At 70.1% G+C, this 10,527-nt stretch carries 10 protein-coding genes; 7 read left to right on the top strand and 3 right to left on the bottom strand.

All coding sequences use genetic code 11. The annotated features are described in order from the left end of the window. The first annotated feature begins 291 nt into the window (after nt 1-291). Nucleotides 292-1,329 (top strand): DNA polymerase III subunit delta, encoded by a 1,038-nt coding sequence (gene holA, locus RWP81_RS09590; RefSeq protein ID WP_314455386.1) that lies wholly within the window; start codon nt 292-294, stop codon nt 1,327-1,329. Between the two features lie 28 nt (nt 1,330-1,357). Here holA and RWP81_RS09585 read toward each other — a convergent pair whose 3' ends face one another. The 3 genes from RWP81_RS09585 to RWP81_RS09575 form a co-directional block, all read right to left on the bottom strand. Beyond that, complete coding sequence (locus tag RWP81_RS09585) at nt 1,358-1,603, bottom strand: hypothetical protein (RefSeq protein WP_314455383.1); 246 nt, start codon at nt 1,601-1,603, stop codon at nt 1,358-1,360. A 1,083-nt stretch (nt 1,604-2,686) separates the two neighbouring features. Beyond that, entirely contained in the window at nt 2,687-2,947 is a 261-nt protein-coding gene (rpsT, locus tag RWP81_RS09580) for a 30S ribosomal protein S20 (protein WP_055954413.1), read from the bottom strand. 118 nt (nt 2,948-3,065) lie between these two features. Beyond that, entirely contained in the window at nt 3,066-3,788 is a 723-nt protein-coding gene (locus RWP81_RS09575) for an alpha/beta hydrolase (RefSeq protein ID WP_314455379.1), read from the bottom strand. A 223-nt stretch (nt 3,789-4,011) separates the two neighbouring features. On the opposite strand from RWP81_RS09575, the gene lepA reads away from it, so the two are divergent. The 6 genes from lepA to RWP81_RS09545 all read left to right on the top strand — a co-directional run. Continuing rightward, entirely contained in the window at nt 4,012-5,856 is a 1,845-nt protein-coding gene (gene lepA / locus RWP81_RS09570; protein WP_314455376.1) for a translation elongation factor 4, read from the top strand. Nucleotides 5,857-5,881: 25 nt separating this feature from the next. Then, entirely contained in the window at nt 5,882-6,526 is a 645-nt protein-coding gene (locus RWP81_RS09565) for a DUF1990 family protein (RefSeq protein WP_055954423.1), read from the top strand. Further along, entirely contained in the window at nt 6,526-7,743 is a 1,218-nt protein-coding gene (gene hemW / locus RWP81_RS09560; RefSeq protein ID WP_314455371.1) for a radical SAM family heme chaperone HemW, read from the top strand. Before RWP81_RS09565 ends, hemW begins: the two co-directional genes overlap by 1 nt. A 242-nt stretch (nt 7,744-7,985) precedes the next feature. Beyond that, nucleotides 7,986-9,026: a heat-inducible transcriptional repressor HrcA gene (hrcA, locus tag RWP81_RS09555; RefSeq protein ID WP_314455368.1), complete on the top strand. Its 1,041-nt coding sequence runs from the start codon at nt 7,986-7,988 to the stop codon at nt 9,024-9,026. Between the two features lie 46 nt (nt 9,027-9,072). Next, the gene (gene dnaJ / locus RWP81_RS09550) at nt 9,073-10,197 is read left to right on the top strand and encodes a molecular chaperone DnaJ (RefSeq protein WP_314455365.1); all 1,125 of its coding nucleotides are present in this window, start codon (nt 9,073-9,075) and stop codon (nt 10,195-10,197) included. A 2-nt stretch (nt 10,198-10,199) separates the two neighbouring features. Then, nucleotides 10,200-10,527: RNA methyltransferase PUA domain-containing protein (locus tag RWP81_RS09545; protein WP_314455362.1), on the top strand; the 328-nt coding region annotated here is incomplete at its 3' end.

Here is a 10,527-nt window from a genome sequence, read left to right as displayed (position 1 = left end):
TTCGAGTGACTCGAGGGGCACGGAGCACGTGGGCGGGCAGCGGGGCGTGCCGCGTGACGCCGGGTGGGGTCCGAAGGAATGGAGGGGAGCGGAGCACGTGGGTGGTCAGCGGGGCGCGGGATGGATCCCCGCGAAGAAGGAGGGGCCGGAGGAAGACGGCGGGTGATGGGGTCAGGTCCGCTCGCCCCTCGCCCCTCGCCCCCCGCTCCGGACGACGCCGGGACTCGTTGGAACGGAGATGAGCCGACGCACCGGGGACACGGTGTCGGACCCGATCGCTAGGCTGGGAGAGTGACACCGGCACCCCGACGCTCCGCCCCCGCGAAGGCGAAGTCGGCCATCCCCCAGGTGTCGTGGCGCGCCCCGCAGCCGGCGCCGATCGTCCTCATCTCCGGGCCCGAAGAAGTATGCGCCGAGCGCGCGACCGCCGGCATTCGCGCCATGCTCAAGAGCGAAGACCCGAGCCTCGAGGTCACCGACATCCGCGCCGACGATTACGCCGCCGGCACTCTGCTCGGCGTGACCTCGCCGTCGCTGTTCGGCGAGCCCCGGCTCGTGCGCGTGAGCGGCGTCGAGAAGTGCGGCGATACGTTCCTCACCGAGGCGGTGTCATACCTTGCATACCCGCAAGAAGGAGCCACCGTCGTGCTCCGGCACACCGGCGCGAGCGTGCGAGGCAAGAAGCTGCTCGACGGCATCCGGTCGGGTCAGGGTGGCGGCATCGAGATCGCCTGTCCTGCTGTCAAACGCGACTCCGACCGCTTCGACTTCGCCGTCGGCGAGTTCAAAGCCGCGCAGAAGCGCATCGCGCCGGTGGCCCTGCGCTCACTCGTCTCGGCGTTCGCCGACGATCTCACCGAGCTGGCCGCCGCCTGCCAGCAGCTGATCGCCGACGTCCCCGGCGACATCGACGAGCGCACCGTCGAGCGCTATTACGGCGGCCGCGTCGAGACGTCGGCTTTCACCGTTGCCGACACCGCCATCGCGGGCCAATACGGGCCCGCGCTTCTCGCGCTTCGTCACGCGCTGGCATCCGGAGCCGATCCCGTCCCCCTCGTCGCCGCCGTGGCCATGAAGCTGCGGACGATGGCGCGGGTCGCCGGCACCCGCGAGTCGTCGTCGGCGCTCGCGCAACGACTCGGCATGAAGGACTGGCAGGTCGACCGCGCCCGCCGCGACCTCGTCGGCTGGACGGGCAGCACGCTCGGCATGGCCATCCACGCCACTGCCCGAGCCGATGCCGAGGTGAAGGGCGCATCGCGCGACTCGGTCTTCGCCCTCGAGCGCATGATCACGATCATCGCTACACGCGCGCCCTACGGCGACTGAACCCACCGTCGCGCGCAACGGCATCCGTTCAGCGTCGCATCAGGTGACGCGCGAGGAACGTCGCCGCCATCAGCGTGAGTCGGGGCTCCGCCCGGCGGAGGTCGCGAACGACAGCGACCTCGCCGTGATCGGGCGAGGCGACGACGGCTGCCCACTGCAGCGCCGGCTCGGGAGGCTGCCCGCCATCGGGAACATCCCCGCCGAACAGCTCCACCAGCCGTTCTCGCGGGTCCTCTCGGTCACCGAAGCACTTCACCGCGCGCTCACTCTGCATGTCGTACCTCCTGGCATCCACGCTATGAAGGGGCGTCCGCGGCCCGCATCCTCCGAAGGGATGAGTTCGTTCACCGCGAGATGCACCGTCGACCTCGTGTGTGCGCCAGGGCCGCGGTCCGCTCAGGTGGAGACGGCGGTGAACCGTCGCCGTCCTGCGGGGTGCCGAGGGAAGGAGGGGCGGCGAATGAAGGACTAAATCGCGCCCGTGGGTCCTCCGCCTGCCGCATCCCCTCCGCTCCGCACACGGCGCGATCCTCGCCGGCCCGTTCGCCGCTGCTACCGCCCGTGCTGAGGGGAGGAGATACGGGGAAGGGAGGATGGAATCGCGCCCGTTGGTCCTCCGCTCACCGCATTCCCTCCGCTCCGCCCGCGGCGTGGTCCTCGTCGGCCCGTTCGCCGCTGCTACCGCCCGTGCTGAGGGGAGGAGATACGGGGAAGGGAGGATGGAATCGCGCCCGTTGGTCCTCCGCTTGCCGCATCCCCTCCGCTCCGCACCCGGCGCCGCCCTCGTTGGCCCGTTTGCCTCGGCCATTGCCGTTCTGAGGGGAGGAGATGCGGGGAAGGGAGGATCGAATCGCGCCTGTTGGTCCTCCGCTTGCCGCATCCCCTCCGCTCCGCACGCGGCGCCGCCCTCCCCGGCCCGCTCGCCTTGGCGACTACCGTTCTGAGGGGAGGAGATTCAGGGAAGGGAGGACCGAATCGCGCCCGTTGGTCCTCCGCTCGCCCCATCCCCTCCACTCCGCCCACGGCGCCGTCCCCGGTACGCGACCCGCCCCCGGTACGCGACCCGCCCTCGGTACGCGACCCGCCCCCGGTACGCGACCCGCCCCCGGTACGCGACCCGCCCCCGGTACGCGACCCGCCCTCGGTACGCGACCCGCCCCCGGTACGCGACCCGCCCCCGGTACGCGACCCGCCCCCCGGTACGCGACCTGGCCCGCGCACGCGACCCCGACCTCCGCACACCCCTCACCGCCACCCGGATCCGCCCCCGCCTTGCCGCGCCGGCGCGCGACGCACCCCGGGAACGACGAAGCCCGCCCCGCAGGTGCGGGACGGGCTGTCGAAGAAGTGCTGCGGCTCAGAGAGCGGCGACCGACTTCGCGATGGCCGACTTGCGGTTCGCGGCCTGGTTCGAGTGGATGACACCCTTGCTCACGGCCTTGTCGAGCTTCTTGGTCGCGACGACGAGGGCCTTCTCGGCGGCCTCCTTGTCACCGGCCAGCACGGCTTCCTTGGTGCGACGCACGTGCGTCTTCAGCTCGCTCTTGACGGCCTTGTTGCGCTCGCGCGCCTTCTCGTTGGTCTTGTTGCGCTTGATCTGCGACTTGATATTCGCCACGTCGACGGTCTTTCGTTTGAGTGAGTGTTGGAAGTGCCGGGCGAGCGGTAGAGGGACGCCGCACCGGCGGTCGTGGAGGTCGGGAAAAACCCCACACGCAAGCCAAGGACCGAGTCTATCAGCTAGACGCCTCAACCGTGGTGAGCGCCACATCCAGCACCGCGTTGAACACGCGGGGGCGCATCGCCGTGACGATGTGCGTCGTGCGCGGCACGATGACGAGCTCGGCGTGCGGGGCGACGGCGGTGAACAGCCTCTCGTTGATGCGCAGCTGATCCCACTGTCCGTTGACGAACCACAGCGGCACCGTGATTCGTCGGAGGGATGCCAGCAGGTCGAGGTCGGAAAGGGAGGCCAGGGCGATGTGCTGTGTGTCGAGGGCATACCCTCCGGCGCCGAAATCAGGACGCGTCTCGGGCGGCAGGGTGAGATCGAGCACCCGGTCGGTGAACCCCATCCCGCGGTCGGGGAGCCTGTCGGCGCGGCGGATCAGATAGCGGTACGTCGCCAGCGCCGGACCGCGGGGGAGTGAGGTGCACGACGCGGCGACCAACGCGGCGACGGGCGGTGGATCCTCGCGCCCGAGGTAGTCGATCGACAGCAGCCCGCCCATCGAGTGCCCGACCAGCACGACGGGACCGCGGTCAGCGGCATCCCGAACCGCCCGGTCGATCGTGGCGGACGCCTCGTCGAGGGTGAAGGCCTCGTTCCGGCGCGTGCCGTGACCGGGGAGGTCGATGGCGGTCACCGTATTGCCGCGCTCCCGCAGGTGCTCGACCTGCGCCCGCCACATGGTGGACGACGTGCGGATGCCGTGCACGAACACGACCTGGACCGTCATGGCATCCACTGTATGAGGGTGTGCCGCGGCGAGACCTGTGAGCTCGCGCGCCTAGATCACGTGCTCGCGATGAGCACACGCGCTCGCACAGGACACGAACGTGTTGTCTCGCGCTGACCGCATGATCTCGCGGCCGCCACGGGCGCCGGGGGGAGCCCGGATGACGGGGGCTTGGGCATCCGCGGACGGCGATGTCGGCGCACCACCGTAGAATCGACGGAACATGTCACCGCGCGCCCTGAAGCCCCTCGAGCCGTCTGCCACCCCGCCGGAGCAGATCCGCAACTTCTGCATCATCGCCCACATCGACCACGGCAAGTCGACGCTGGCCGACCGCATGCTGCAGATCACCGGCGTCGTCAGCGACCGCGACATGCGCGCGCAGTACCTCGACCGCATGGACATCGAGCGTGAGCGCGGCATCACGATCAAGTCGCAGGCGGTCCGGATGCCGTGGTCCACCGCCGACGGCACGTTCGCTCTGAACATGATCGACACGCCGGGCCACGTCGACTTCACCTACGAGGTCAGCCGCTCTCTCGCCGCGTGCGAGGGCGCGATCCTGCTGGTCGACGCAGCTCAGGGCATCGAAGCCCAGACGCTGGCCAACCTCTACCTGGCGCTCGAGAACGACCTGCAGATCATCCCGGTGTTGAACAAGATCGACCTGCCGGCGGCCGACCCCGAGAAGTACGCGGCAGAGCTCGCTGGTCTCATCGGCGGAAACCCCGAAGACGTGCTGCGCGTGAGCGGCAAGACCGGCATGGGCGTCGAAGAGCTGCTCGATCTGATCGTCGAGAAGATCCCCGCCCCCGTCGGCAAGCCCGACGCCCCGGCGCGCGCGATGATCTTCGACTCAGTCTACGACGCCTACCGCGGTGTCGTCACCTACGTCCGCATGATCGACGGGTCGCTGCAGCCGCGCGAGCGCATCCAGATGATGTCGACCACCGCGACGCACGAGTTGCTCGAGATCGGCGTCTCCAGCCCCGAGCCGGTGCCCACTCGGGGTCTCGGCGTCGGCGAGGTGGGCTACCTCATCACCGGCGTGAAAGACGTGCGCCAGTCGAAGGTCGGCGACACCATCACGACCCACCGCAAGCCCGCCACCCAGGCGCTGCCCGGCTACACCGACCCGAAGCCCATGGTCTTCTCGGGCATCTATCCGATCGACGGCAGCGACTACGCCGAGCTGCGCGAAGCGCTCGACAAGCTCAAGCTGTCCGACGCGTCGCTGCAGTACGAGCCCGAGACCTCGGTGGCGCTCGGCTTCGGCTTCCGCGCGGGCTTCCTCGGTCTGCTGCACCTCGAGATCATTACCGAGCGCCTCTCGCGCGAGTTCGGGCTCGACCTCATCACCACGGCTCCGTCGGTGACGTACGAGGTCACCACAGACACCGGCGACACCGTCTCGGTCACCAACCCCAGCGAGTACCCCGACGGGCGTGTCGCTTCGGTGTCGGAGCCGATCGTCAAGGTCGGCATCCTGCTGCCGAAGGACTACGTCGGCACGGTCATGGAACTCTGCCAGACGCGCCGCGGCACCCTGCTCGGCATGGAGTACCTCAGCGAAGACCGCGTGGAGCTGCGTTACCACATGCCCCTCGGCGAGATCGTGTTCGATTTCTTCGACCACCTCAAGTCGCGCACGCAGGGGTACGCGAGCCTCGACTACGAACCGGCCGGCCAGCAGACCGCCGACCTGGTTAAGGTCGACATCCTGCTGCAGGGCGAGAAGGTCGACGCCTTCAGCTCGATCGTGCACCGCGAGAAGGCGTACGCGTACGGCACGCTCATGGCCGAGCGCCTGCGCAAGCTCATTCCGCGCCAGCAGTTCGAGGTACCGATCCAGGCCGCCATCGGCGCCCGCATCATCGCGCGCGAGACCATCCGCGCGATCCGCAAAGACGTGCTCGCCAAGTGCTACGGCGGTGACATCACCCGCAAGCGCAAGCTCCTCGAGAAGCAGAAAGAGGGCAAGAAGCGCATGAAGATGGTGGGTCGCGTCGAGGTGCCGCAAGAGGCGTTCATCGCCGCGCTGTCGGGCGACGTCGAGGCCAAGAAGTAACGCACCCAACCGAGAGGGGTGGATCATGCGACGGCAGAATTTCACCGATGACACGGTCGACTACGCGGCGGTCGGCGCCACTCAGGCGCCCGACCTGATGCAGTACCCGCCGGAGCATTCCGTGCCCGCCGAAGACGCGTGGCGCATCGGCAGCGGCGAGGAGCGTTTCGTCGCCGCGGGCGAACTGCTGCTGTCGTGGGCACCGCTGCGGGGCGAGGAGCTCAGCATCACCGACGTGCGCCCGGCATCCGGAGAAGGCTACGCCGGAGTCGGGTTCGACGCCGAGGGGGCCCCGGTCGCCCCCAGCCGCCTCGAAGCCGAGCAGCGCTTCGCCGCCGACGGCACGCCGTTCGTCAGCCCCGGCACGGGCGTGCACCTGCACGGCAAGGTCGACGGTCACCGCGCCGACGCCGAGCTGCGGGTCATCTCGGTGTTCGAGGAGCCCCGTCGCGTCGGGTTCATCCTCGGCACCGTCGGTCACTCGATCGTCAGCGGCGAAGAGCTCTTCTCGATCGAATGGCGCGACAACGACGAGGTCTGGTTCGTCGTTCGCGCGTTCGATCGTCCGACCGCGCCCACCTACCGGCTGTTCACCAGCCGCGTGCGCCGCCGCCGAAAGGCGCTTTTCGCGCGGTATCTGCGCGCGATCTCGCCGCTGTACACGTCCTGATGGGCGGGCCCCTACCGCTCGGAGATCCCGCTCCCGCCGACGGCCGCCTCCCCGGCGACCTCGCCGTCGACCCCACCACCGACTTCGGTGTGTATCTGCACGTGCCGTTCTGCCAAGTGCGCTGCGGCTACTGCGACTTCAACACCTACACCGCGAGCGAACTGCGCGGTGCGCGGCAGGACGACTTCGCCGACACCCTCGCCGCCGAGGTACGTCTGGCGGGTCGGGTGATGGATGCCGCGGGCGGTCGCCGCGCGGCATCCACCGTGTTCTTCGGGGGCGGCACGCCCACACTCCTGCCGCCCGGCGATCTGGCGACGATGCTGGACGCCGTGCGTACCGAGTTCGGGATCGCCGACGGCGCCGAGGTGACCGTCGAGGCCAATCCCGACACCGTCGACGACGCCGTGATGCAGACACTCGCGTCGGCGGGGATCACCCGCGTGTCGATCGGCATGCAGTCCGCCCGTCCGCACGTACTGGCCGCGCTCGACCGCACGCACGACCCCGCCAACGTCGCCACGGCGGTCGCGGCCGCGCGGCGAGCAGGGCTCGACGTCTCGGTCGACCTCATCTACGGCGCGCCGGGGGAGTCGCTCGACGACTGGCGCGCCTCGCTCGAAGCCGCCACCGCCCTCGGGCCCGACCACATCTCGGCGTACGCGCTGATCGTCGAGGACGGCACCAAGCTCGCCCGGCAGATCCGTTCGGGAGTCGTCGAGGAGCCCTCCGACGACCTCCAAGCCGACATGTACGAGCTGGCCGACGAGCTGCTCGCGGCCGCCGGGTACGACTGGTACGAGGTGTCGAACTGGTCTCGCGGAGTCGCTCACCGCTCCCGCCACAATCTCGCCTACTGGCGGGGCACGGACTGGTGGGGCTTCGGCCCCGGTGCGCACAGCCACGTCGCGGGTCTGCGCTGGTGGAACGTGAAGCACCCGGCGGCGTACGCGCAGCGGATGGCGACCGGAGAATCGCCGGCCGCGGGTCGGGAGCGGCCCGACGAGACAGCCCGCCGCCTCGAGTCGGTGCTGCTGCGCAGTCGTATCCGCGAGGGACTTGCGGTGTCGGAGCTGCTCGGCGAGGGGCGCAAGGCCGTGGCATCCCTCATCGCCGACGGTCTCGTCGAGGGGGCGGATGCCGTGCGCGGGCGCATCGTGCTCACCCGCCGCGGGCGTCTGCTGGCGGATGCCGTGGTGCGGGCGCTCACCGCCTGACGGCGCACAGCGCGCTCCGGAGGAGACGTCGCCCGCGGGGAAGCTGCGACAGACGCGATCGTGGGGAAGAAACGCATCGCCGAGCCGTTTCCTCCACGCCGGCGTTTCTTGCAGCGCTCGCACCGGCGTCGACGTTCGCCGGATGGGCAGATGGCACCCGCGAGCCCCCCCGACGCGGTGTCGTGCCGATCCCGTAGAATTGGCACTCAATCGAGCCGAGTGCCAAACGGGAGGAGCAGCGCATGGTGTCGGAACGCGGCCTTCAGGTGCTCCGCGCGATCGTGCAGGACTACGTCGACACCCGCGAGCCCGTCGGGAGCAAGGCGATCGTCGATCGCCACGCCTTCGGGGTGTCGGCGGCGACCATCCGCAACGACATGGCCCTGCTCGAAGACGAAGATCTCATCGTTGCGCCGCACACCTCGTCGGGGCGTGTGCCCACCGACAAGGGCTACCGCGTGTTCGTCGACCACCTCGCCGAGCTCCGTCCGCTCTCGAGCGCTCAGCGCAGCGCCATCACCTCCTTCCTCGATCAAGCGGGCGACCTCGACGACCTCCTCGCGCGCACCGTTCGGGCCCTCACGCAACTGACGGGCCAGGTCGCGATCGTCCAGTACCCCTCGTTCGCGCGGGCCAACGTCTCGCACGTCGAGCTCGTCGCTCTCGGTGGTCCCCGGGTGCTCGTCATCCTTGTCACCGACACCGGCCGGGTCTCGCAGCGCATCGCGCTGGTGCCCGCCGAGCCGACCGAGGCCGACATCGTCCAGCTCCGTGCCCGCGTGGGTGCCGTGCTCGTGGGCCACAGCGTCGCGGAGTGCGCTCAGCGCGTCGGTGACGCGACCGCCGACGCGCCGCGACCGGGTGTCGTGATCGAGGCCATTGCCGACGCCGTGCTGCGGGTGGTCGGCGAAGAACTCGAGGAGTTCCGCCAGGACCGCCTCGTCATGGCCGGTGCCGCGACTCTCGCCAAGCGCGAGCAGGACTTCCGCGGCAGCATCTACCCCCTGCTCGAGGCCATCGAGGAGCAGGTCACCCTCCTGCGACTCATGACCGAGATGGTGGCCGACGAGAAGGGGCTGTCGGCGAGCATCGGCCGCGAGAACGAGCCGTTCGGCCTCGTCGAGGCCTCCGTGCTGGCCAGCCGCTACGACGGCTCCACCGGTGGCGCACGCGTCGGCCTCCTCGGCCCGATGCGCATGGACTACTCCTCGAATCTGGCGGCGGTCCGCGCCGTCGCGCACTATCTGACCCGCATGCTCGAAGACGACGACAGCGCACGCTGACGAGCATCACCCGAACGACCCCGCGAGAGCGGGCAGGAAGGCGACTGTGGCTGACCACTACGAGGTCCTGGGCGTTGAACGCGACGCCAGCCCGGAAGACATCAAGAAGGCGTACCGACGTCTCGCACGCCAGCTTCACCCCGATGTGAACCCCGGCGACGATGCGTCGGAGCGCTTCAAGCTCGTGACCCACGCCTACGACGTGCTCAGCGACCCCGAGCAGCGCCGCCGCTACGACATGGGCGGCGATCAGAACCCCTTCGGCGGCGGCGGGGGCGCGGCCGGCTTCGGCGGGTTCAGCGACATCTTCGAGACCTTCTTCGGCGCAGGCCAGAGCGGCGGGGGCCGCGGTCCCCGCCCGCGCTCGCGTCGTGAACGCGGTCAGGACGCCCTCGTACGCGTGACGCTCGAGCTCGGCGATGTCGTGTTCGGCGCCCACCGCGATCTCGAGGTCGACACGGCGGTGCTGTGCGAGACCTGTCAGGGCTCGTGCACCCAGCCGGGCACGAGCGAGGTCACCTGCGACATCTGCCACGGCTCCGGCCACGTGCAGCGCACCGTGCGAAGCCTCCTCGGAAACGTCGTCACCAGCGCCCCCTGCACCGTGTGCCAGGGGCACGGCACGACGATCCCGTACCCGTGCGGCACGTGCCAGGGTCAGGGGCGTGTGCGCGCGCGTCGGACCGTCTCTGTCGACATCCCCGCCGGTGTCGAGTCGGGTCTGCGCCTGCAACTGCCCGGTTCGGGCGAGGTGGGCCCCGCGGGCGGCCCCAACGGCGACCTCTATCTCGAGATCACTGTCGAGGCGCACGACGCCTTCAGCCGAGACGGCGACGACCTCGTCGCCACCCTCGAGGTCTCGATGCCCGATGCCATCCTCGGCGCCACCACGACGATCCAGTCGCTCGACGGTGACGTCGAGCTCGAGGTGCGCGCGGGCGTGCAGTCGGGCGACGTGCTCACCATCAAGGGCCGCGGCATCACGCCGCTGCGCGGAAGCCAGCGCGGTGACCTCAAGGTCGGCGTGCATGTGGTGACCCCCACGCGCCTCGACCACCGTGAGCGCGCGCTGATCGAAGAGTTCGCCAAGCGCACCAAGGCCCCCAAGCCCCGGCTCGCCGAGCACCAGCAGGGCATGTTCAGCAAGTTCCGCGACCGCTTCCGGCACTGACCGTGGCGCTGCACTTCGTCACCGACGAGGCGGCATCCGCTCAGCCGGGGGATGCCGTCACGCTCACCGGTGCAGAGGCGCACCACGCCGCGGCCGTCCGCCGCGTTCGCGTCGACGAGGCGGTCACCCTCGGCGACGGTCGCGGGGCATGGCTGGAGGGCCTCGTGACCGCGGCGACGCCGAAGCAGGTCGACGTGCGGGTGACAGCGCGGGAAGACCGCCCCGCGGCGGCGCCGCGCTTCGTGCTCGTCCAGGCACTCGCGAAAGGCGACCGTGACGAGCTCGCCGTGCAGGCGGCGACCGAACTCGGCGTCGACGCGATCGTTCCGT

The sequence above is a fragment of the uncultured Microbacterium sp. genome (genome assembly GCF_963521695.1).
In the GTDB taxonomy this organism is placed as follows: Bacteria; Actinomycetota; Actinomycetes; order Actinomycetales; family Microbacteriaceae; genus Microbacterium.
This window is presented reverse-complemented; position numbering and strand designations above follow the sequence as displayed.

Coding starts and splice junctions, on each gene's coding strand:
- hemW (WP_314455371.1), top strand. CDS start 6,526: ATGGGCGGGCCCCTACCGCTCGGAGATCCCGCTCCCGCCGACGGCCGC.
- RWP81_RS09585 (WP_314455383.1), bottom strand. CDS start 1,603: ATGCAGAGTGAGCGCGCGGTGAAGTGCTTCGGTGACCGAGAGGACCCG.
- RWP81_RS09565 (WP_055954423.1), top strand. CDS start 5,882: ATGCGACGGCAGAATTTCACCGATGACACGGTCGACTACGCGGCGGTC.
- lepA (WP_314455376.1), top strand. CDS start 4,012: ATGTCACCGCGCGCCCTGAAGCCCCTCGAGCCGTCTGCCACCCCGCCG.
- hrcA (WP_314455368.1), top strand. CDS start 7,986: ATGGTGTCGGAACGCGGCCTTCAGGTGCTCCGCGCGATCGTGCAGGAC.
- RWP81_RS09575 (WP_314455379.1), bottom strand. CDS start 3,788: ATGACGGTCCAGGTCGTGTTCGTGCACGGCATCCGCACGTCGTCCACC.